The sequence below is a fragment of the Cronobacter sp. HA18003 genome (assembly GCF_011605905.1).
GTDB lineage: Bacteria > Pseudomonadota > Gammaproteobacteria > Enterobacterales > Enterobacteriaceae > Cronobacter > Cronobacter sakazakii.
This window is the reverse complement of sequence record NZ_JAANQO010000025.1, coordinates 129,245-150,983: the sequence shown is the minus strand read 5'-3', so window position 1 is coordinate 150,983 and position 21,739 is coordinate 129,245. Positions and strand designations below refer to the sequence as shown.

The following is a 21,739-nucleotide window of genomic DNA, read 5'->3' as shown; positions in this document are numbered from 1 at the left end:
GCCTTTTAAAAGTTATTCGATGTTCTGAATCTGCTCGCGCATCTGCTCAATTAATACTTTGAGTTCGATGGCGGAATTGGTCACTTCAGCGTTAATTGACTTCGACGCCAGCGTGTTCGATTCGCGGTTAAATTCCTGCATCATGAAGTCCAGCCGACGACCGACGGCCTCTTTTTTCTTCAGGATGTTATAGGTTTCTTTAACGTGCGCTTCGAGGCGGTCGAGTTCTTCCGCGACATCAATACGCTGCGCCATCATCACCAGCTCTTGCTCCAGGCGGTTATTTTCAAGCTGCACCTGCGCTTCTTCGAGCTTCGACACCAGGCGCTCGCGCTGCCACTGAAGGATTTCTGGCATATGCGCTCGTACTTTAGCGACTTCAGCACTGACGCCTTCGAGACGTTGTTCGATAAGCGCTTTCAGCGCCTGGCCTTCGGTTTCGCGAGCGACGATGAAATCGTCAAGCGCGCCGTCGAGCGCGGCGAGAATGTCGGCGGCGATAGCATCAAGGTCCTGCTCCTGAGCAGCCATGACACCCGGCCAGCGCAGAATATCGACCGGGTTGATTTCGCCTTCATCGCTTTGCAGTTTTACCCAGTTAGCGGCAGAAACCAGCTGCTTCGCCAGTTTTTCGTTGAGGATAAGCTCACCCTGCGCGCTGGCATCGGGCTCAAAACGCAGGCTACACTCGATTTTACCGCGTGTCAGACGGGTACGGATGCGCTCGCGCACCACGGGCTCAAGGCTGCGGAACTGCTCCGGCAGACGAAAATAGGTTTCCAGGTAGCGCTGGTTCACTGAACGCAGCTCCCAGGTGGCGCTGCCCCAGTCACCCTTAATTTCTCGCCGGGCGTAGGCGGTCATACTGCGGATCATAGAAGTACCCGTTTTCTGATGTGAATGAGGGGATTATAGCTACCGTAAGTCTGACAGGATAGGAATAAGCGCTTTCAGCCCGTATAATGCGCAGCCACATTCGTTAACAAGCCGGAGATATGCCCATGCGTCCAGCAGGCCGTAGCGCATCAGAAGTGCGCCCAGTTACCCTGACCCGTCATTACACTAAACACGCAGAAGGCTCCGTGCTGGTTGAGTTTGGCGATACTAAAGTGCTCTGCACCGCCTCCATTGAAGAAGGCGTGCCGCGCTTTCTTAAAGGCCAGGGGCAGGGCTGGATCACTGCCGAATATGGCATGCTGCCGCGCGCGACCCATACCCGTAACGCCCGTGAAGCGGCGAAAGGCAAACAGGGCGGCCGTACCCTTGAAATCCAGCGTCTGATTGCCCGTTCGCTGCGTGCGGCAGTGGATCTGAAAGCGCTCGGCGAGTTTACGATTACCCTAGACTGCGATGTTATTCAGGCTGACGGCGGCACCCGCACGGCGTCCATCACGGGAGCCTGCGTAGCGCTGGCTGATGCGCTGAACGCACTGGTCGCGGCAGGCAAGCTGAAAACCAACCCGATGAAAGGGATGGTGGCGGCGGTCTCCGTGGGCATCGTCAACGGTGAAGCGGTATGCGATCTGGAATATGTAGAAGATTCTGCGGCCGAAACCGATATGAACGTTGTCATGACCGAAGATGGCCGCATGATTGAAGTGCAGGGCACCGCGGAAGGCGAGCCCTTCACCCATGAGGAGTTGCTCGACTTGCTGGCGCTGGCCCGCGGGGGAATCGAGTCGATCGTGGCGTCGCAGAAGGCGGCGTTAGCAAACTGATTTTTAAGGCGACTGAAGAGTCGCCTTTTTTATGCCTGCAATATGCTATTTGAGGAGCAAAGCCATGAAACCGTATCAGCGCCAGTTTATTGAATTCGCCCTTAACAAACAGGTGCTTAAATTTGGTGAGTTCACGCTGAAATCCGGGCGCCAGAGCCCTTACTTTTTTAACGCCGGTTTATTTAATACCGGGCGCGATCTGGCGCTGCTGGGCCGTTTTTATGCTGAGGCGCTGGTCGATTCCGGCGTCGATTTCGATCTGCTGTTCGGCCCGGCTTATAAAGGCATTCCTATCGCCACCACGACTGCCGTCGCACTCGCAGAGCATCACGAACGCGACGTCCCGTACTGCTTCAACCGCAAAGAAGCCAAAGACCACGGTGAAGGCGGCAACCTGGTCGGTAGCCCGCTTCAGGGCCGCGTTATGCTGGTGGATGATGTGATTACCGCCGGTACTGCGATTCGTGAATCGATGGAGATTATCCAGGCGAACGGCGCGACGCTTGCTGGCGTGATGATTTCCCTCGACAGGCAGGAGCGCGGACGCGGCGAGCTTTCCGCTATTCAGGAAGTGGAGCGCGATTACGGCTGTCAGGTGATTGCGATTATTACGCTGAATGACCTCATCGCTTATCTGGCGGAAAAGCCGGAGATGGCCAACCATCTGGCTGCCGTAGAGGCATATCGCCAGCAGTACGGCGTCTGACAGAAACGAAAAAGGCCGGATATCCGGCCTTTTGCTTAATTTGCGTCGTTTTTATTGCAGCTGCGCGGCCAGTAACGGCCAGCGGGCTTCGAAATCCGCCGTCGGGCTGTAGCGGAATTCGCTGCGCACAAAGCGCGACAGCATCCCTTCGCAAAACGCCAGCAGCTGGCTTGCCAGCAACGCTTCGTCAGTCGCATAGCCTTCGCCTTCGCGCATTTTTTTCTCGCGCAGCACCTGACGCAACTGGGCTTCAATACGCTCAAACAGCTGATTAATGCGCCCTTGCAGACGATCCTGTTCGAACATCAACGCATGACCGGTCAGAATGCGGGTCAGCCCTGGGTTGCGCTCACCGAAACCGAGGATAAGTAACACAATCAGACGCAGACGGTTAAGCGTCTCTTTTTCATCTTTCAGAATCAGATTAATGCGGGTGATCAGGCTGTCTTCGATAAACTCAATCAGGCTGTCGAACATGCGCGTTTTACTGGGGAAGTGGCGATACAGCGCCGCTTCGGAAACGCCAACGGAGGCCGCAAGTTTCGCGGTCGTAATGCGTTGGCTGCCATCGCTGGATTCAAGCATCTGCGCCAGAGACTGAAGTATTTCTTCGCGACGGTTCCTTTTCGCGGTTTGTTTTTCTGCCATGTTTTAAAATACCCCTGAAAAATAATCACTTGCCAGGCGAGCATCCACAAAGCGTCCGCAGGCTTTCGCCTGCGGTACTCATTTCGCTTTATTTAACTTAAGGAATGCGCGGTTACGCGGGCGGCTTATTTACGCCCGGAGTGCCCGAAGCCGCCTTCGCCGCGATCGGTGGCGGTAAAGTCTTCCACCAGATTAAATTCCGCCTGCACGACGGGTACAAACACCATTTGCGCGATGCGCTCGCCGGGTTCAATCGTGAAGCTCTGCTGGCCGCGGTTCCACACGGAAACCATCAGTTGCCCCTGGTAGTCAGAATCGATAAGCCCGACCAGGTTGCCCAGCACTACGCCATGTTTATGCCCAAGGCCCGAGCGCGGCAGAATCACAGCGGCAAGCGACGGATCGGCGATATGAATGGCCAGGCCGGTTGGCAGGAGCGTTGTCGCACCCGGCGTCAGTTCAACGGACTCGTCCAGGCAGGCGCGCAGATCGAGACCTGCTGAGCCGGAGGTGGCATACGTCGGCAGCGGGAATTGCTCGCCCACGCGCGGGTCCAGAATCTTAACGTCGATTTTTTTCATCATAACGGGTAACAATCTCGTCCAGTAAACGTTGGCCAAGGAGCGCCTTCCGCTCAAGCGGTAAGACTTTATCTCCCTCCTGCCAGAAAAGATGCAAAGCGTTGGTATCACTATTAAAGCCATGACCGGCTTGCGACACATCGTTCGCGCAAATCAGATCAAGGTTTTTGCGCTGGCGTTTTTGCCGCGCATATTCTTCCACATTATTTGTTTCGGCAGCAAACCCGACAACATAAGGGCGATTTTGCGAGAGCGCCGCGACGCCTGCGACAATATCGGGATTTTTCACCATTTTCAGCGTCAGCTCATCGCCCTGTTTTTTTATTTTTTCGGAAGAAATCGTCTCTGCCCGGTAGTCCGCCACGGCTGCGCAACCGATGAAAATCTGCTGCTGCTGGGCGCGCTGCTGCACGGCGGCTTCCATCTCCAGTGCGCTCTCGACATCGATTCTCTCAACCCCTGGCGGCGTCGGCAGGGCGACTGGCCCTGCCACCAGCGTAACGCGCGCGCCGCGGGCGCTCGCCGCTGCTGCAATCGCGAACCCCATTTTGCCGGAGCTGTCGTTGGTGATATAGCGCACCGGATCGAGCCGCTCACGGGTCGGACCCGCGGTAATCATGATGTTGAGATGTTGCAGATCGTTGACAGGCGCGAAGTGGTTAGCGGCCAGCTCGACTATCTCTAACGGGTCGAGCATACGGCCAGGCCCCACATCGCCGCAGGCCTGGCTGCCGCTGTCCGGCCCCCAGATGCGCAGACCGCGCGAGGCGAGCCGCTCAATATTCTGCTGCGTCGCGATATTACGGTACATCTGCTGATTCATCGCCGGGACGACCGCGACAGGCGACGGCGTGGCGAGGCAAATTGTCGTCACCAGATCGTTTGCCATACCCGCGGCGACACGCGCGATGAGATCGGCGGTGGCAGGCGCAAGAATCACTAAATCCGCCCATTTGCCGAGTTCAATATGGCCCATCGCGGCTTCGGCAGCCGGGTCGAGCAGGCTGTCTGACACCGGGTAGCCGGAAACGGCCTGCAGGCTCAGCGGCGTTATGAACGCTTTTGCGGCTTCGGTCATTGCGACGCGCACTTCCGCGCCGCGCTCGCGCAGACGGCGTACCAGTTCCGGCGTTTTATACGCCGCAATGCCGCCGCTGACGCCCAGAACGATTTTTTTACCGGCAAGGCCCATGGTCTTCTCTTCCTGTCACTTTCTGGAAAGCGGGCATTTTATCACAATCCCAAAACCTGCGCGGCGGTATGAAATTTAAACTTTGCGAGACGTCGCGCAGGGATAAAAAGCCACTGTCGCCAGCCTCTGACCACAAGCGGATAATGGCGGCGCGACACAGGGCAGGGAAGACCATAGTGAAAATGGACAACGGGCCGCGGGAAAAGCTGATGCGTTATGGCGCGGCCGATTTAAGCGATGAAGAACTGCTGGCGATTTTCTTGCGTACCGGGACGCCAGGCATGGATGTCATGACGCTGGCAAAACGGCTGCTGGCGCATTTTGGTTCGCTCTACGGGCTGTTGTCGGCGGATATTCGGCCATTTCGGGATATCGGCGGCGTCGGCATGGCGAAATATGCGCAGCTTAAAGCCATCGGCGAACTGGCGCGCCGCTACTATCGCTCGCGCCCTTGCGAAGAGACAGCGCTGTTGAGCCCGACCATTACACGCGACTTTCTGGAAAGCCAGCTTGCGGAGCAGGAGCGCGAAGTGTTTCTGGTGATTTTTCTCGACAGCCAGAACCGCATCATCAGGCAGAATACGCTGTTCACCGGCACGCTCAGCCATGTGGAAGTGCATCCACGTGAAATCGTCCGTGAAGCGGTGCGGCTCAACGCCGCCGGGATTATCCTGGCGCACAATCACCCTTCCGGGCGCGCCGAGCCCAGCCGGGCGGATAAAATGGTGACCGAGCGCATCGTGAAAAGCTGCCAGCTGGTGGACATTCGGGTACTTGACCATCTGGTCATTGGGCGTGGAGAATACGTTTCTTTCGCCGAACGTGGGTGGATATAAGCCAGACGTGGCGATCCTTAGCGATCTTTATCTGTTCGGGACTTGAGCAGACGGCCCCGGCAGCGTATACTACGCCACCTTTGAGAATCTCGGGTTTGGCATGTGGGCCTGGCAATGCGAGTTCCATTGAACCGCCAGACTGGGCCATCAGGCCTGACGAGGCTGCCAACACCCTATACGAAGCTCGAGCTAATTTGATTTTTGGAGAATAGACATGTCCCGAGTCTGCCAAGTAACTGGCAAGCGTCCGGTGACCGGTAACAACCGTTCCCACGCACTGAACGCGACTAAACGCCGTTTTCTGCCGAACCTGCACTCTCACCGTTTCTGGGTTGAGAGCGAAAAGCGTTTCGTTACTCTGCGCGTATCTGCTAAAGGTATGCGTGTAATTGATAAAAAAGGCATCGATGTAGTTCTTTCTGAACTGCGTGCCCGTGGCGAAAAGTACTAAGTACTTAGAGGAAATAAATCATGGCTAAAGGTATTCGCGAGAAAATCAAGCTGGTTTCTTCTGCTGGTACTGGTCACTTCTATACCACCACGAAGAACAAACGTACTAAGCCGGAAAAACTGGAACTGAAGAAATTCGATCCGGTTGTCCGTCAGCACGTTCTCTACAAAGAAGCTAAAATCAAATAAGATTTTTGTCTGATTTGTACAAAAACCCCGCTCCGGCGGGGTTTTTTGTTTTCCGAACCGCCCTCATATCTTCTGTTACCGCTCCCTGTTAATGAACTCACGCGAGAGACGCTATGCCTGAATTACCTGAGGTGGAAACCAGCCGTCGCGGAATTGAACCGCATCTGGTTGGCGAAACAATATTGCACGCCGTTGTGCGTAATGGCCGCCTGCGCTGGCCGGTGTCCGACGAAATCCACGCGCTAAGCGATAAACCCATTCTCAGCGTGCAGCGTCGCGCCAAATACCTGCTGCTTGAACTGCCGGATGGCTGGATAATCATCCACCTTGGCATGTCCGGTAGCCTGCGCATCCTGCCGGAGGAGCGCCCGGCCGAGAAGCACGATCATGTTGACCTCGTGATGAGCAACGGCAAAGTGCTGCGCTACACCGACCCGCGCCGTTTCGGCGCCTGGCTGTGGACGCGTGAACTCGAAGGCCATAATGTGCTGGCGCATCTGGGGCCGGAGCCGCTAAGCGATGCCTTTAACGGCGCGTACCTGCGTGAAAAATGTGCGAAAAAGAAAGTCGCGATTAAGCCCTGGCTGATGGATAACAAGCTGGTGGTGGGTGTCGGCAACATCTACGCCAGCGAGTCGCTGTTTGCGGCCGGGATCCACCCCGATCGGCTGGCTTCGTCGCTGTCAGAAAAAGAGTGCGAACTGCTGGCGCAGGCGATCAAAGCGGTACTGTTACGATCGATTGAGCAGGGCGGCACCACGCTTCGCGATTTTCTGCAAAGCGACGGCAAACCGGGCTATTTCGCGCAGGAGTTGCAGGTCTACGGGCGCGAAGGCGAACCGTGCCGGGTGTGCGGCACGCCGATTCTGGCGGGGAAACATGCCCAGCGCCGCACCTACTGGTGCCGACGCTGTCAGAAGTGATTAACGCAGCTTTTCGAGCAGCGCCTGATGAACATGCGCAGGCAGGAAGTGGGAGACGTCGCCCTGGTGACGCGCCACTTCCTTCACCAGACTTGAGGAGATAAACGACCACTCCTTCGACGGCATCAGAAAAACGCTTTCAAGCGTTGGCATCAGATGACGGTTCATATGCGCCAGCTGCATCTCATATTCGAAATCGCCCGCGGTACGTAAACCGCGCACCAGAACATTACCCTGCTGCGCCTGCGCAAAGTTCGCCATCAGATCGCTAAAGCCGGTCACGCTGACATTTTGCAGATGTGCCGCGGCTTGCTGCGCCAGCGCTACGCGTTCATCCAGCGAAAACATCGTCTTTTTATGCGGGCTGGCCGCGACCGCCAGGATCAGCTCGTCAAACATGCTGGCCGCACGGGTGATGATATCGAGATGACCGTTGGTTATCGGGTCGAAAGTACCGGGGTAAATCGCGCGAGTGGTCATAGCGTTACTTTTCCGTAAAGCCGCGGTTCAGCGCCCACAGCTCGGTATATTTGTTGAAGGTGTACTGGGCGTTAACAACCGCCAGCAGCCAGCCCTGGCGGCCATCCAGCACGCCAGCGCGCAGGATAAGCGTCTTGCAGAATGCCGCCAGCGTGCGCCCGAAAATGCCAGGCACCGAAACCTTTTTACCTTGCTGATGGCGCTCCTGCGCCCAGGCGGTGGCGTAATTGAGCTGTTTGCGCTGGAAGCTCGCGAAATCGCGGCAGGTCAGGTGCAGCAGATCGCCGGAAAGTGTCACCACGCGTGCACCTGGCGCATCGAGCGATTCATGCACCTGATTGTCATTATAGCGATAGCGCTCGCGCGCATAGAGGCGGGTGACGCGATCGGGATACCAGCCGCTGTGGCGCATAAAGCGGCCCAGAAACAGATTGCGGCGGGCGATGCTGTACACCGCCTGCGGGTCGGGCTGCTCCAGCACCTGACGAATCGCCTGCGCCAGCTCGGGCGTTACGCGCTCGTCAGTATCGATCATCAAAATGTAGTCGCCGCTGGCGTATTGCTGGGCACGCTGACGCTGAATGCCGTAGCCCTGCCAGTCGCTTTCGGTAAAGACTTTTGCACCGGCGGCGGTGGCCACGGCGACCGTGTCATCACTGCTGCCGGAATCCAGCACCACAATTTCATCGGCCCAGGCCACGGAAGCGAGACAATCCGGCAGCAGCGACGCCGCGTTTTTGGCGATCATCACCACCGAGAGGCGTGCGCGCATCAGTGGCTCCGCTGCGGAAGGTAAGGCTGCAGTAACTGCAACAGTCGCTGTAGCGCGCCCTGATTCTGGTGCAGCACTTCCACCGCGTGACGGCCATACCAGAGGCGATAATCTTCGTCAGTCAGCAGTGTGGAAATCTCTTTTACCAGCGAATCGGCGTCGGTCACGGTGATAAGCCCGTCGGCTTCCTGCAATTTGGCGCAGATATCTTTGAAGTTAAAGGTATGCGGACCCATCAGCACCGGAATGGCGTGCGCGGCAGGCTCCAGCGGGTTGTGGCCGCCGCGTTCGACAAGGCTACCGCCGACAAACGCCAGATCGGCGATGCCATACAGGAGCATCAGTTCGCCCATCGTATCGCCAATCACTACCTGCGTGCCGCCGGATGGAATTTCGCCGGTACTGCGCATCGTAAAGCTAAAGCCTGCTTTCTGTACCATATCGCGCGCGTCTTTGAAGCGCTCCGGGTGGCGAGGCACCAGAATCAACAGAAGATCGGGAAACGTTTCCAGCAACTGGCGGTGCGCCTGCAGAATAATCGCCTCTTCACCGTCGTGAGTGCTGGTCGCGATCCAGACCTGGCGACGCGGTGCCCACTGGCGGCGCAGCGTAATCGCGCGTGCCGCAAGCTCAGGCGTTACGGAGATATCGAATTTCAGGCTGCCGGTGACCGCCAGCTGGTTGCGTTTCAGACCCAGCGCGGTAAAACGGCTGGCGTCTTCATCATTCTGCGCGGCGATGAGCGTAATTTTCGCAAGCAGGCGGCGCATAAACCCGCCAAGCTTTTGATAGCCTTTAGCGGAGCGTTCGGAAAGGCGGGCGTTGGCGATAACCAGCGGAATTTTGCGCTGATGCAGCGCGGAAATCATATTCGGCCACAGCTCGGTTTCCATGACGATCACCAGTTTCGGGCGCACGGTTTCCAGAAAACGGTTCATGGCGCAGGGCAAATCGTAAGGCAGATAAACGTGATGCACGTCTTTGCCGAACGCCGACTGTACGCGCTCAGAGCCTGTTGGCGTCATCGTGGTAACGGTAATGGGCAGTGACGGATAGCGGTGACGCAGCGCGCGCACCAGCGGAATGGCCGCAAGGGTTTCGCCCACCGACACCGAGTGCAGCAGGATACCGTCCGGCAACACTTTTCCCTGACAAAAGCCATAGCGCTCCCCCCATCGTTTGCGATAGGCAGGGGCTTTACGGCTGCGGAGTAAAAGCCGCACCCAGACAAAAGGCTGTATCAGGTAGAGCAGAGCGGTATACAACGATTCCAAGCTAATATCCGTTATTTTCTTTATCGGCGGGCAAATTCTAAGCATTTCACCGGGGTAAAGCTATTGTTTTGGCGCCAACAGGAGAGTTTTGCCTGCGTGAAGTATACAGATAAGCCTGGAGAGGAAGAAGCGGGCGGCGGCCACCGCCCGCAGTGTCAGGATCTGACAGGAAAAAGATCAGTGCGCAGGCGGTGCTACTGCATCCAGATGGTAGGTAATACGTTCCGAAAGACCGCGAATGTCGCCCCCCGTAATGAAAAAGCTGTCATCGGTTTGATTCGGGTTCGTTACAGTAAATCCGAGCGCTTTGTTAATCAGTGTCGCCAGTTGGTAGTGGTTACGCGGGGGTTGCGTGGTGAGCGCATTCAACCGGTAAGCCGGATCGTTGCTGAAATAGATAAAAGGCACCTGCGCAATAGGCATCTCTACCACTGAGTGACCAAACAAGCCGCCATCGCCCACACGTTCACCGTGATCCGAAGTAATGAAGACCAGAACGGGTAGCTTCGATTTTGCCATCACGGTGCGGATAGCTGATGCCAGTTCTTTATCGTAATAGCGTACCGCGTCGTCGTACTCGTTTTTCTTTTGCGCGACATCATCGCTAAGCTTCGGTGTGGAGAATTTTGCAAAACCCTGCGGAATGTTTCTTTCATAGGGAATATGCGGCGCGCGACTGTTAAGCACCATCAAAAATGGCTTCGTGTAATCCACAGGTGAGGCTTCTACAGAAGGCGTCAGTACGCGATCGGCACCGACATCCGGCGCCGGGCGGATCTGCGTATCTTCCCAGTGATCAATATTATGAATACCGATCCAGTTGCTCAGGCCTTCCAGCCCTTGCGCGGAAATAAATGCCGTCTGATAGCCTTGCTTTTTCGCATTGGCGAACAGATTTGCTGCTTTTGATTTGTAAGCAAAATAGTTATCCGGCTCGCGCAGGTTATTCACCAGCATGGGAATAGCAACACGTGTCGACACCGCATTGGAAATCAAAATGCTTGAGGAGCCCTGATACTGTTTCATCAGTGCGGAAAGCTCTGGTGTGGTATCACGTTCGTAACCCAGGGCGCTGACATGGTGAGGGTTCAGACTTTCGCCAATCGCCAGAATGACGGAATATTTACCTTGCTGATAACCCGGCACCGGCGTCACCTGATACGGCTCGTAATGCGCTATTTGCTGATTTTCGCCGGAAATCGCCTCCGGAATGAGACGAATGGAGCTAAAGCTCATCGCAGAGAGGCCGTTACGTAGCAAAGAGTGGCGCAGATCCGGGTTAAATTTATACATCTGCCCGTTAATCGCTTTGTAAAACTGCCCGCCAAACATCACCACAATAATCAGCAGGCAAGGCAAGGCTTGCCACTTTTTCCATTCCGGTGCCAGGCGGCGCGCTGCAAAGAGCGAGAACAGCACGGCTACCAGCATAATAAGAAAATAAATCCCTAACGAACTGAGGCTGTCGCTAATGCCGCTGGCGATATCTTTGGTTTCGACGAAAGCGAGCCAGACTTCGCTTGGGCCATAAAACTGCCCGTAGAAGGTGTAATAAATCGCCTCACTGATTTGCACGATAAAGGTTACTGCGAGCAGCAACCGCGTAACGAAAAAGCGGGCGCTGGCAGCCGCCAGTAACGCAATAATGAGGTATAACGCCATATCATCCGCTTTAGGGCGATAGACATTATCTTTCATCAGGATGGCGATTTCTGATAGTGAAAACAGAACAAGAATTATCGCTGCCAGTACCAGCGTGCGCACGATATTACGCGGCGACACCGGACGGGCTCCAGAAAGAATAGAGAGCATGAAAAAGAACCTTAGGCCGTCATTACATCTTTTTGGTTAAAGGGCGAATGGCTTTACCGAACGCAAAGCGAAGCGCACGTAAGGCCGTGGGGCGCTGGTGAACGCCTTTCTGCCAGATCTCCTCAAACAGGCTGTACCAACGCGCCGCAACAGCCTGACGAGAATAAACCTCAAGGCGTTTCTCACCCTGTTCCAGCATACGCCGGAAGAGCTCAGGATCATTTTTCAGACGCATAATGGCGTTGAAAGCCTCGTCCGGCGTTTTGGCAATCAGGTAGTCCAGCTCGCTTTCGCGGATAGCGTTGAAGGAGGGTTCGTCATCACAAATCATGACGGTTTTTCCGAGCCAGCCGTTAATCAGTTTACTGGCAGGCTTACGCGCCAGTTTATGGTCGTGTGATTTCCTGAAGCTAAGGCACACGTCCACATCGCGATAATCGGTCCAGTTATTGAACGAGATACGCAGCGTAATGCCCTGTTCCGCAAGACGCTGTTTGAAGGCATCGCTGCCAAATTCCGCCGGGAAGCTATCGACACGGCCAAAATAAGCGACCGTGCGGACGTCATTATCGGTGCGTTCGCGTGGTTGTACGCCAGGCTGTGGCCAGTACGGCACAAAAACTCTGTTTCCGCGATTTTTGAATTGCGGATTTTGCTCTACAACATAGTCTGAGCCGATAACCGGCGGGCGGTCAGCACGTGCAACAACGGTGAGCCCTTTCCAGGGTTTTACGCGCGAGCCGAAATCGTCGTTATGCATTAAATTGATGGCATCGGGGCGGCACTCAGAGCCAAACGACACCTCTACCCGCTCGGGATAGTAATAATTCAGCGTCAGGGCCGTCTGGAAAGTCCAGCCGCCGCGCCCACCGCAGTAAAAGCGCTCGGGAATGGTGTCCGGGTTGACGCGGGCATCGACAAGCGACTGAAAATCGGGGTAGTTTTTAGCGATAAAATCGCTACGTGAAACGGCATGTAGTTTAATTTTATTCATCAGGAAATTGTCGTAACTAATTTTTTAAGACGGAAGTAGCGACGACCCAGACGCCAGCGCTGTTTAAAGCCGCGCGCGTTCTTCCAGATCATCTCCCAGATGCCCCGATCGAAAAGCTCGCGCGTGATTTCGCGTTTCTTCACAGGATCTTCAATATTATTAATGCTATGTAAGATCCCAAGCCCTTCTTTGGCTATCTGCCAGTGACACGCCGGAACACGTTTCACCTGTTCGGGATAACGCTCATTAATGGCGTTCAGCATCTCAAGAATTTTCATGTAGTGACGAGCTGAACGCATGCGCGTGTCATCGGTGCCCGGCGTATGGGAAACCGAGGCGGCGTGGATCAGGTAGTCATACAGCGTTTCGTCGATATATTGCACCCGCTGCGCCGTCAGCAACACTTCGGTGGTCCACGGAATATCCTGATGACGCAGGCCATGTTCGAAGCGGAAACCATGACGTTTGATGAAGTCGTGGCGATAAATATTCAGCCAGGTGACATGCAGGAATTTGCGTGAGTTCAACGCCATTTGCAGCCAGGTAGGGCCATCCAGTACGCCGGTAGACGTCAGTCGATCCGAGGGGAAAATCTTCTTCGCCGGACGACCGTCATCATAAATGTATGTACCGTTACAGGTCGCGACATCAAGATTATTTTGCGTGGCGATATCGAGCAGGCGCGGATAAAGCGTCGGGTAGATAACGTCGTCGATATCCGGAAACGCCAGGTATTGGCCTTGCGCCAGTGCCAGTCCGGTATTACGCGCGGCGGATACGCCCTGATTTTCCTGTTTTACATGCTGAAAACGCGGAAATTGCGCGCGGTAGCTTTCGGTAATTTCAGCGGAGCGGTCGGTCGACCCGTCGTCCACGACGATGAGCTCAACGCTCTCCAGTTGCTGACTTTTAATGCTGTCAAAAAAGGCGCTCAGGAACTTCTCGCCGTTATAAACCGCGACAATGATACTCAGAAGGGGGGTATCAGACATGCTTTCTCCGTGGGATACCGGGTCTTACAGATAAACACTTTTCACCTGGCGTAACGGCGTTTCGACAGCATGTGATGTCAGAAGTTCGCCAGGCCATTGCGCCGGTGGCTGCCTATTATCTATGAAGCGATAAAGAAAGCTACCGGCGCGAGCCTGCGTTTAAGAAGGGTTAGTTGACGCTTCTGGCGGCGTGCGCAGGGCACAAATCCCAATTAACAGCCCTGTCAGCATCATATACTGCTCCAGATAATGGTCTTTAAGGTTATGGTCAACCAGGGTACGAGAGAAGAAACCAATCGTAAACAAGAGCAAGAAAAGCCCTGGCATCGTATTACCGTGGCGGTATTCACGCCAGCCGATATACCAGCACATGACCAGCAATATCAGCCAGCCTGCGATGCCCGCGATACCATTCTGTAACCCGAATTCAATAAGCCCATAATGACTGTGCGGGATATCAATACGCTGATTATTAGTGTCGTGACGTAAAAGGTAATTAAACGCCTCTTTACGCGGCCCCATGCCGAACGGATGTTCTGCGACCAGTTTCCAGCCCTGATGGAAAAAGCTGGCGCGGCAGCCATTGGAATGATTGATCGGCTTGCCTAAGTCATTAACGGGATGTTTTCCGGTGGCTCTGTTGTAACAGAAGCTATTGAAGGAGGCATTCCAGCCCGTCTCGGCGTCATCTTCCAGACTGCCCCAGCGCGGGTCGGTTTTCCATGAGGTCACCACCAGCGCGCCTGCCACCACGACGATAGCCAGGAAAATGCTACCCACTTTAATCACATTGCTACGCCGCATCTTATGCAGGCTTAGCAGGAGAAAAGTCGAAAAGAGGCTGCCCACAAGGCCGATCGTGCCCCAGCGGGTGTCGACCAGTGCGGTGCATAGCAGATTGGCAAGCAACATCAAAACCAGAACCGGCGATTTTAGCGTCATAAAGCGCTGATGCAGCAGACTGCGCGTCAGTAACTCTGCCAGCAAGAAGCCGGTTATCATATTGACCTGGAAGCTCATGCGGGTGCGGTTAAACACAATTCGCGTCTCGCCCCAGTGAATGACTCCGTCACGCCAGTACAGATAAAGCGAGTCCAGTAAATGGATCAGGATAACGCCCCAGAAACACAGGATCACCGCCGTGAACAGCCTGGCGGCAGTAAGTGAAGGGAATCTGTCCTGTAAAACCGGCATCAGCAGGATACCCGAGGTAAAAAGTAAAACGGGTCTGACCCATTGCCCGTCCCAGGTTCCGATCATTTCTTTAATATCAGGCGCAATAATAAAGCCGTTGATTAAAATAAAGAACGTCAGTAACCAGATGAACAGCATCACCGGTTTGATTTTAGGTATGTTTAAATGCTGACGAGCTGAAGACGACGTAAAAAACAGGCCAACAGTGAGCGCAATAGAAAGATAGATAAAGACGTTGCGATGGAAAGGTAGCATTCCATTCGGAATAGGCCATACAAAGCAAAGCGCCAGTACGGATACGAACAAAAGCCCGGACAAAGCATTACGTTTAGTGTTCATAAAAATTAACAACTTGTAAGGACAGTTTGCTTAACATGTGGTCTTAAAAATTCAGAAATATCTCGTAAGACTCTGCGAAAAAACAATAAATTGCACGGCAAAGTAGCACAGATAATATCTATAAAGAAGGATAATGTTTGTAAGTATTCATAAAGCCAAAGGTATAATTGTGCTGCCGGACACGCTGGCTAATAACAGGAAGATTATGCATATCGTTCATACCGAAGCAGACGGCGGAAAGGGTGGTCAGCCGCTGCGCATTATTAACGAATCTCTCGGCATGCAGGCGCGCGGCCATCAGGTCACTATTGTCTGCCCTGAAGAGGTACCGCTGAACACGCTGGCGCGGGACGCCGGCCTGACGGTCGTCAATCTGCCTGTCGGTCGTAAAAAAATTCCCAATCTGCTGCGCCTGCGTGCGTGGCTGAAACATGAGGCGGGACATATTGACGTTATCAATAGCCACAACTCCGTTGACACCTGGCTTGTCGCGCTGGCCAGCGCGACGCTGCGTAACCCGCCGCCGCTGGTGCGTACCCGTCACGCTTCCGGCAAGCCGCGAAATAACCGTGGGACGCGATGGTTGTTTGGCACCGCCTGCGCGCATGTGGTGACGACCGGTGAAGCGTTGCGCCATCAGCTTGAAGAGATCGGCGTGCCGCTTTCTCACAGCACTTCTGTGCCAAGCGGCGTCGATACCGCGCGGTTTAAGCCAGGCGATAAACACGCGGCGCGTCAGGATTGCGGACTGAGTGAAGACGCTTTCTGGCTTGGCGTGGTCTCGCATTTGCGTCCAAACAAAGGCCATAGCGTGTTGTTACAGGCGCTGGCGCAAATCGATAATCCGCATATCCGGCTGGCGATTGTTGGCGAAGGGCCGCACCGCGCCGCGCTGGAGCAGGAAATCGCCGCGCTGGGGTTGCAAACACGTGTGGTAATGGCCGGGCATCAGCGCGAGCCGCAGAAGTGGTTTCCGGCGTTTGATATTGCACTGAGCCCGTCGCACGATATGGAAGGCGTGCCGCAGGGCGTTTTGCAGTCGCTGGCGTCGCGCGTTGCGACCATCGCCACGGACGCGGGCGGCACGGCGGATGCCGTCATTGATAATCAAACCGGATTATTAGTCGGCCAGCGGGACGCGCAGGCGTTAAAAGCCGCCATCATGCGGCTCTATGACGACGCGGCGCTACGCGAGCGGCTGGCGCAGCAGGGGTATGAGTACCTGTGCAGCCATTTTACGCGTGATTGTATGCTGGATGCGATGGAGCAGGTGTTCCGAAACGCCAGCCGTCAGGCCAGCAGTTCACGATAAAGCGCATTGAGTTCCTGGGCCATTCTTTCCAGCGTCCAGGGCTCTGCGGTGCGCCGCGCGGCGCTGATGTAATCTTTCCCGGCGGCGCGCCCTGTCAGCCACTGACCAATCGCCTCGCTATAGCCGGGCGCATCAAGCGCATCACGCACCCAGCCATTCTCGCCTTCCTGCACCCATTCCGCTGCGCCGCAGCCGTGGCTCGTTAACAGCGGCAGGCCGCAGGCGAGCGCTTCCACGCAGACATTGGGGAACGGATCGTAGAGCGTCGGCAAAATCAGGGCATCAGCGCTGCCATACACCGTTTTGATATCCGCGATCGGGCCGAGAAATTTGACGCGCGCCGCGACGCCAAGCTTGTGCGCCAGCGCTTCGAAACGGCGCGCGTGTTTATCGCGTCCGGCCACCAGCAGCCAGACGGTGGGGTGGTCAACTATCGCTTTCAGCGCTACCGCAACGCCTTTACGGGCAAATCCGGAACCGACGTAAGCGAGTACCGGCGCATCAGCCGGAACACCCAGCTCGCTTCGAAGTGAGTGCTCACGTACTGAGGGGTGAAACACTGACGTATCAACACCGTTATAAATCACCGTCAGTTGATTATCCGCCAGTCCGAAACGGCGGGCGATATCGTCGCGCACCATTCGGGAGTTACAAATCACTTTGCGAAGTTTCGGATGCATAAACATCTCGCGCTCCGCTTTGAGAATGTAACGATGATATGCGCTAAAGGACTGCGCCCAGCGTGCCAGCGGCGACTGAATGCGATGGTATTGTTCAAGCCAGGCGGCGTGCACACCATCGCCGGCGCGAAAAATCGTGGCGCCCGGGATACGCTCATGACTTTGCACGATATCAAATGCCGCAAACTGCGCGGCGGCGGCGGCGGCAAAACCGGCCTCACGCGCTTTACGATTGCGAAACGGCGGATCGACCGTCAGCGTCTGCCAGCCCGCGCCGCTTTCCCACTGGCGGGCAATCAGCGTGACATCCAGCTCGCCGCTTTGCGACAGCACATTCAGCGCGCGCGAAACAAAGCGCTCCGCGCCGCCGTTAGGGTTCCAGGTCTGTCTGACGATGGCCAGTTTCATGCAGGCGTTTCCAGCAGCAGAGTATCGATAGCGCTCAGCACCTGTTGAGGCGTAATGGCGGTGATGCAGTCAGAGACGCCGCTGTCGCCGCAGCCTGCTTTACCGCAGGGCTGACAGGTAAAGCCTGCGGTGATAACGCGATGCGATACGCCCCAGGGCGACCATTTGATGGCGCCGGTCGGCCCGAAAATCGCCACGGTGGGCGTGCCGACGGCGCTTGCCAGATGCATCGGCATAGAATCGACGCCGAAGTAAATCCGGGCGTGTTTCATCAGCGCGCCAAGCTGTTTCAGATTCAGCTGACCGCTCAGATCAAATACTGGCTGTGTCAGCGCAGCGCGAAGTTTATCCATATACTCTGTTTCTTCGCGGGACGGCGCGGCGGAGAGGATAACCGGCAGCCCACGGCTCGCCAGTGCATCGACGGTAGCGGCCAGCGTGCGGGTATCCCAGGATTTAAACATCCAGCGCGAGGTGGGATGCACCAGAATGTAGTCGCCGCTTTTCAGGCCAAACGCGGCCAGCTTGTCCTGGATAAACGCTTCTGCTTCGTCGCCGGGCACAAACAGCGTGCGTTTGTCGTCGCTAGTGGCCGGATGAATACCGATACGGCGCAGCGCGTCGAGGTTCACTTCCACCATATGACGCGTGTTGTCCTGAATGGCCGGATAGAGCGTGGTGAACGATTTTACCCAGCGGCGGCGCGCGAAGCCGCTGCGTTTGTCCGGGCGAAAGCCCACAGAGACGCGGGGTTTCAGCAGGCGCGCCAGACGAGCGCCATGCCAGTGTTCGGTCAGGTTAATCAGCACGTCATACTGGCGGGCTTTGAGGGTTTTCACCAGTCCCCGGTAAAGCTGAAACTGCTTAAGAAGCCCCTGTTTGCGCCAGTTGCGGCCAATGGTGTGCACCTGGTCGATATGCGGATGGCTGGTCAGCATCGCCTGGGTGTCGTCATATACCAGCGCATCCACTTCTGCCTGCGGGTACGCTTTTTTCACCACCGTAAAGCAGGGAGAGGTCAACAATACGTCGCCGTGGTGGCGCAGCTTAATGATCAGAACGCGCTTTGGCGGGCGTTCAGGCGTGAATAAGTCAGGCATGGGCACTCTCTGAAACGGATGTTTCCCCGCAAAGCCAGGGACGCAGTTGTTCAAAAACGGTAGCGGCGGGCAGATCGGCAAGCTTCAGCGAATCCACCGGACGACAGACAAACTGGTTTTTCCCGTAGCCCCCAATCAGCCCCGGATCGGTCGGCCCGTAGAGCGTGACGTTCGGGCGATCGAGCGCGGCGGTGAGATGGCTCAGACCGGTATCTACCGACACCACAAACCGCGCGCCCGCCAGCTGGTGGGCCACCTGTTCAAGCGTCAGGCGTGGGAGCACCTGCACATAATTAAAACCTTCAGCAAGCCGTCTGGCCCGCGCTTCTTCGTGCGGCGCGCCCCACGGCAGACGAATCTGCAGACCCGTCGGGCCCAGCAGTGCGATAAGCTCGCGCCAGTGCGCTTCCGGCCAGTGTTTTTCATCGCGCGTGGTGGCGTGCAGGAACACGACATAACGCCCGGCGTCGTCCGCAGCCTGGCGCAAAAAGTGCTGCGCGATGGCGTAATCGCCCTGCGCGGCGGGTTTTGCATAGCCGAGGCTTTTCGCAAAGAGTTCGCGGGTGCGTTCCACCGCGTGCTGCGCTTTCGCAATATGGTGACGGCGGTGATAAAAAAGACTGGCAAGCGGCTCGCGCGCCGTCTGCCAGTCCATGCCATGCTTAACGCCGCGTGCCAGGCGCGTCACCAGGGCTGCGCTTTTGACCAGCCCCTGCGCGTCGATCACCGCATCGTAATTTACCGCCCGCAGCGCGTCGCGAAAGGCGCGGCGCTCGGCTTTGACCGGCGCGGAAAACCACGCCTTGCGCCAGCGGCGGATCGCCACCGGCAGCACGCGTTCAACCGCCGGATGCCATGAAGGGATCTGCGCGAAGCCTTCTTCCACGACCCAGTCGAATCGGATATCCGGCATCGCCTGCATGGCGTCGGTTAACGCGGGCAGCGTATGAAGCACATCGCCCATTGAGGAGGTTTTCACAACAAGCACCCGCATCCGTCAGGCTTCCTCGTTCAGCAGCAGTTCGTTGAGCGTCTCCAGAACGCGGGCAGGCGTAATGTCGATGAGACTCTGGTGATAGCCTTCGGCGGCGTCGCCTTTACGCACTTTATGGTAGCCGGTGATAAGACGAATCACTTTGGCCTTATGCGACAGCGGCGGCGTGAAATCCGGGCTGCTCGGGCCGTAGAGCGCGACCAGCGGGCGATCGAGCGCAGCGGCCACGTGCATCAGGCCGGAATCATTGGTCACTATGGCCTTACAGGCGGCAATCAGCACCACGGCCTGCTCAAGCTGGGTCTCACCCGCCAGATTGCGGCACCACGCCTGCTGTTCAACACTCAGCGCCGCGAGGATTTCATTGCCCGCTTCGTGATCTTTCGCCGAGCCGAACAGCGCCACCTGATAACCTTCGTCAATCAGCTGTTTTGCCAGCTCCGCGTAGTGATAATGCGGCCAGCGTTTCGCCGGGCCAAACTCCGCGCCAGGGCAGAAGCCGATGACCGGGCGCTCGGCGGAAAGCGCGAACTGCGCGCAGGTCTGGCTTTTTTCCGCGTCCGTGACCAGCAGTTGCGGCCAGAGTAAGGGCTGCGGCAAATCTTTTGCCGACTGCATCACGCCCTTATCGTAGGCCAGCGCGACATAACGCTCGACCATCAGCGGCCATGCCTGTTTATCCAGCACGCGAACATCGTTCAGCAGGCCGTAGCGCATCTCGCCGCGCCAGCCGGTGCGGTGCGGGATACCTGCGAAAAAAGGCACCAGCGCCGATTTGAATGAGTTTGGCAGCACGTACGCGCGATCGTAGCGGCGTTCACGCAGGCTATGGCCCAGACGACGGCGCTCGCCAAGCCCCAGCGCGCCGTGGCCGAGCGGCATGGGGATCGCCTCATTCACCTCCGGCATACGAGACAGCAGTGGACGGCACCACGCGGGTGCCATCACATCAATCACCGCCTGCGGATAACGGGCCCGGAGCGTGCGATAGAGACTTTGCGACATCATCATGTCGCCCACCCATGACGGGCCGATCACCAGTATTTTCATGCATCAGCCTGCTTATGCGTCGCGGTTCAGCCAGGCCATATATTCCGCGACCCCTTCGGCAACGGTTTTAAACGGCTTGTCGTAGCCCGCAGCGCGCAGGTTAGTGAGATCGGCCTGAGTAAACGCCTGATAGCGGCCTTTGAGTTTTTCCGGGAACGGGATGTATTCGATGCTGCCTTTTTTATGGAAGGCCAGCGCGGCATCCGCAACGGCCTGGAACGACTCCGCACGGCCGGTGCCGCAGTTGAAAATGCCGGATACGCCGTTCTGCCAGAACCACAGGTTCACCGCGGCCACATCGCCCACGTAGATGAAGTCGCGCTTGAAGTTTTCGCTGCCTTCAAACAGTTTCGGGCTTTCGCCGTTGTTCAGTTGCGTATTGAGGTGGAACGCCACGCTCGCCATGCTGCCTTTGTGGCCTTCGCGCGGTCCGTAGACATTAAAGTAACGGAAGCCGGTGATCTGCGAGTTCGCTTCCGGCAGGATCTGACGAACATATTCATCGAACAGGAATTTCGAGTAGCCGTATACATTCAGCGGCTTCTCATATTCGCGTGATTCGATAAAGTCAGAGGTGCGCCCGCCGTAGGTGGCGGCGGAAGAGGCATACAGGAACGGGATTTCGCGCTCCAGGCAGTAGTGCAGTAGCTCTTTGGAGTACTGATAGTTATTGTCCATCATGTACTTGCCGTCCCACTCGGTGGTGGATGAGCAGGCGCCTTCGTGGAACACGGCTTCAACCTCGCCGAACTCCTCGCCAGACATGATCTGCACCTGGAAATCTTCTTTATCCATGTAATCGGCGATATTCAGATCCACCAGGTTGACGAACTTGGTGCCGTCTTTCAGGTTGTCCACCACCAGAATGTCGGTATAGCCGATGTCGTTCAGAGCCTTAACAATGTTGCTGCCGATAAAACCCGCGCCGCCGGTAACGATAATCATAAGCCTGTCCTTCAGAATGTGAGCCGGGAAAAATCTCCGGCGTGAATAGTATCAATCATACCATCACATTGGTTGCCCTACAGCCATTGGCCGTTTCAGCCGAAGCAAGTTTGCCCGTCTCGCGTGATTTATGCTGCAAAACAAAGAATC

At 56.3% G+C, this 21,739-nt stretch carries 23 protein-coding genes; 7 read left to right on the top strand and 16 right to left on the bottom strand.

The genetic code is table 11. From position 1 onward, the window contains the following. Positions 1-12: 12 nt before the first annotated feature. Positions 13-876, bottom strand: a complete 864-nt coding sequence (locus tag G6041_RS18300) for a YicC/YloC family endoribonuclease (RefSeq protein ID WP_004388465.1) — start codon at positions 874-876, stop codon at positions 13-15. Between the two features lie 125 nt (positions 877-1,001). On the opposite strand from G6041_RS18300, the gene rph reads away from it, so the two are divergent. Continuing rightward, on the top strand, positions 1,002-1,718 hold the full coding sequence (gene rph, locus G6041_RS18295; RefSeq protein WP_004388466.1) for a ribonuclease PH: 717 nt from the start codon (positions 1,002-1,004) through the stop codon (positions 1,716-1,718). Positions 1,719-1,782: 64 nt separating this feature from the next. Further along, positions 1,783-2,424, top strand: a complete 642-nt coding sequence (pyrE, locus tag G6041_RS18290; RefSeq protein WP_004388467.1) for an orotate phosphoribosyltransferase — start codon at positions 1,783-1,785, stop codon at positions 2,422-2,424. Between the two features lie 51 nt (positions 2,425-2,475). On the opposite strand, the gene slmA is transcribed toward pyrE, so the two are convergent. From slmA to coaBC, 3 genes are all read right to left on the bottom strand, one after another. After that, positions 2,476-3,072: a nucleoid occlusion factor SlmA gene (gene slmA, locus G6041_RS18285; protein WP_004388468.1), complete on the bottom strand. Its 597-nt coding sequence runs from the start codon at positions 3,070-3,072 to the stop codon at positions 2,476-2,478. Positions 3,073-3,197: 125 nt separating this feature from the next. Continuing rightward, positions 3,198-3,656 (bottom strand): dUTP diphosphatase, encoded by a 459-nt coding sequence (gene dut, locus G6041_RS18280; protein ID WP_012126242.1) that lies wholly within the window; start codon positions 3,654-3,656, stop codon positions 3,198-3,200. Further along, a complete protein-coding gene (gene coaBC / locus G6041_RS18275; RefSeq protein WP_007853094.1) occupies positions 3,634-4,845 on the bottom strand; it encodes a bifunctional phosphopantothenoylcysteine decarboxylase/phosphopantothenate--cysteine ligase CoaBC in 1,212 nt (403 codons plus the stop codon). The genes dut and coaBC overlap by 23 nt, the downstream gene beginning before the upstream one ends. Positions 4,846-5,027: 182 nt before the next feature. Between coaBC and radC the strand changes: the two genes are divergently transcribed. From radC to mutM, 4 genes are all read left to right on the top strand, one after another. After that, positions 5,028-5,681, top strand: coding sequence for a RadC family protein (gene radC / locus G6041_RS18270; protein ID WP_029464270.1), 654 nt, complete (start codon positions 5,028-5,030; stop codon positions 5,679-5,681). Positions 5,682-5,895: 214 nt separating this feature from the next. After that, positions 5,896-6,132, top strand: a complete 237-nt coding sequence (gene rpmB / locus G6041_RS18265; RefSeq protein ID WP_004388471.1) for a 50S ribosomal protein L28 — start codon at positions 5,896-5,898, stop codon at positions 6,130-6,132. Positions 6,133-6,152: 20 nt separating this feature from the next. Next, positions 6,153-6,320: a 50S ribosomal protein L33 gene (gene rpmG, locus G6041_RS18260; protein ID WP_003024094.1), complete on the top strand. Its 168-nt coding sequence runs from the start codon at positions 6,153-6,155 to the stop codon at positions 6,318-6,320. 113 nt (positions 6,321-6,433) lie between these two features. Continuing rightward, on the top strand, positions 6,434-7,243 hold the full coding sequence (mutM, locus tag G6041_RS18255) for a bifunctional DNA-formamidopyrimidine glycosylase/DNA-(apurinic or apyrimidinic site) lyase (protein ID WP_004388472.1): 810 nt from the start codon (positions 6,434-6,436) through the stop codon (positions 7,241-7,243). Here the strand turns inward: mutM and coaD are convergent, their stop codons facing one another. The 7 genes from coaD to G6041_RS18220 all read right to left on the bottom strand — a co-directional run bounded on the left by coaD (position 7,244) and on the right by G6041_RS18220 (position 15,016). Continuing rightward, the gene (gene coaD / locus G6041_RS18250; protein ID WP_012126244.1) at positions 7,244-7,723 is read right to left on the bottom strand and encodes a pantetheine-phosphate adenylyltransferase; all 480 of its coding nucleotides are present in this window, start codon (positions 7,721-7,723) and stop codon (positions 7,244-7,246) included. 4 nt (positions 7,724-7,727) lie between these two features. Beyond that, complete coding sequence (locus G6041_RS18245; RefSeq protein WP_012126245.1) at positions 7,728-8,495, bottom strand: glycosyltransferase family 2 protein; 768 nt, start codon at positions 8,493-8,495, stop codon at positions 7,728-7,730. Next, positions 8,495-9,769 (bottom strand): lipid IV(A) 3-deoxy-D-manno-octulosonic acid transferase, encoded by a 1,275-nt coding sequence (gene waaA, locus G6041_RS18240; RefSeq protein WP_041460651.1) that lies wholly within the window; start codon positions 9,767-9,769, stop codon positions 8,495-8,497. The genes G6041_RS18245 and waaA overlap by 1 nt, the downstream gene beginning before the upstream one ends. 177 nt (positions 9,770-9,946) lie before the next feature. Beyond that, the gene (locus G6041_RS18235) at positions 9,947-11,581 is read right to left on the bottom strand and encodes a sulfatase-like hydrolase/transferase (protein ID WP_007894817.1); all 1,635 of its coding nucleotides are present in this window, start codon (positions 11,579-11,581) and stop codon (positions 9,947-9,949) included. Positions 11,582-11,603: 22 nt separating this feature from the next. After that, positions 11,604-12,575 (bottom strand): glycosyltransferase, encoded by a 972-nt coding sequence (locus tag G6041_RS18230; RefSeq protein ID WP_004388477.1) that lies wholly within the window; start codon positions 12,573-12,575, stop codon positions 11,604-11,606. Further along, positions 12,575-13,567: a glycosyltransferase gene (locus G6041_RS18225; protein WP_012126247.1), complete on the bottom strand. Its 993-nt coding sequence runs from the start codon at positions 13,565-13,567 to the stop codon at positions 12,575-12,577. Before G6041_RS18225 ends, G6041_RS18230 begins: the two co-directional genes overlap by 1 nt. Before the next feature lie 159 nt (positions 13,568-13,726). Continuing rightward, positions 13,727-15,016, bottom strand: coding sequence for an O-antigen ligase family protein (locus tag G6041_RS18220; RefSeq protein WP_012126248.1), 1,290 nt, complete (start codon positions 15,014-15,016; stop codon positions 13,727-13,729). Positions 15,017-15,305: 289 nt separating this feature from the next. Between G6041_RS18220 and G6041_RS18215 the strand changes: the two genes are divergently transcribed. Next, the gene (locus tag G6041_RS18215) at positions 15,306-16,412 is read left to right on the top strand and encodes a glycosyltransferase family 4 protein (protein ID WP_227003026.1); all 1,107 of its coding nucleotides are present in this window, start codon (positions 15,306-15,308) and stop codon (positions 16,410-16,412) included. Here the strand turns inward: G6041_RS18215 and G6041_RS18210 are convergent. From G6041_RS18210 to rfaD, 5 genes are read right to left on the bottom strand one after another with little or no spacing between them, the layout of a single operon-like run. Continuing rightward, a complete protein-coding gene (locus G6041_RS18210) occupies positions 16,391-17,500 on the bottom strand; it encodes a glycosyltransferase family 4 protein (RefSeq protein ID WP_012126250.1) in 1,110 nt (369 codons plus the stop codon). The genes G6041_RS18215 and G6041_RS18210 overlap by 22 nt on opposite strands. Next, a complete protein-coding gene (gene rfaQ, locus G6041_RS18205) occupies positions 17,497-18,600 on the bottom strand; it encodes a putative lipopolysaccharide heptosyltransferase III (protein WP_012126251.1) in 1,104 nt (367 codons plus the stop codon). The genes G6041_RS18210 and rfaQ overlap by 4 nt, the downstream gene beginning before the upstream one ends. Further along, positions 18,593-19,594, bottom strand: coding sequence for a lipopolysaccharide heptosyltransferase RfaC (gene rfaC, locus G6041_RS18200; protein ID WP_012126252.1), 1,002 nt, complete (start codon positions 19,592-19,594; stop codon positions 18,593-18,595). The genes rfaQ and rfaC overlap by 8 nt, the downstream gene beginning before the upstream one ends. Positions 19,595-19,597: 3 nt before the next feature. Beyond that, positions 19,598-20,644 carry an ADP-heptose--LPS heptosyltransferase RfaF gene (gene rfaF / locus G6041_RS18195; protein WP_012126253.1) on the bottom strand — a complete coding sequence of 349 codons (1,047 nt, stop codon included), beginning with the start codon at positions 20,642-20,644 and terminating at the stop codon, positions 19,598-19,600. A 12-nt stretch (positions 20,645-20,656) separates the two neighbouring features. Further along, a complete protein-coding gene (rfaD, locus tag G6041_RS18190) occupies positions 20,657-21,589 on the bottom strand; it encodes an ADP-glyceromanno-heptose 6-epimerase (RefSeq protein WP_004388484.1) in 933 nt (310 codons plus the stop codon). Positions 21,590-21,739 lie beyond the last annotated feature (150 nt).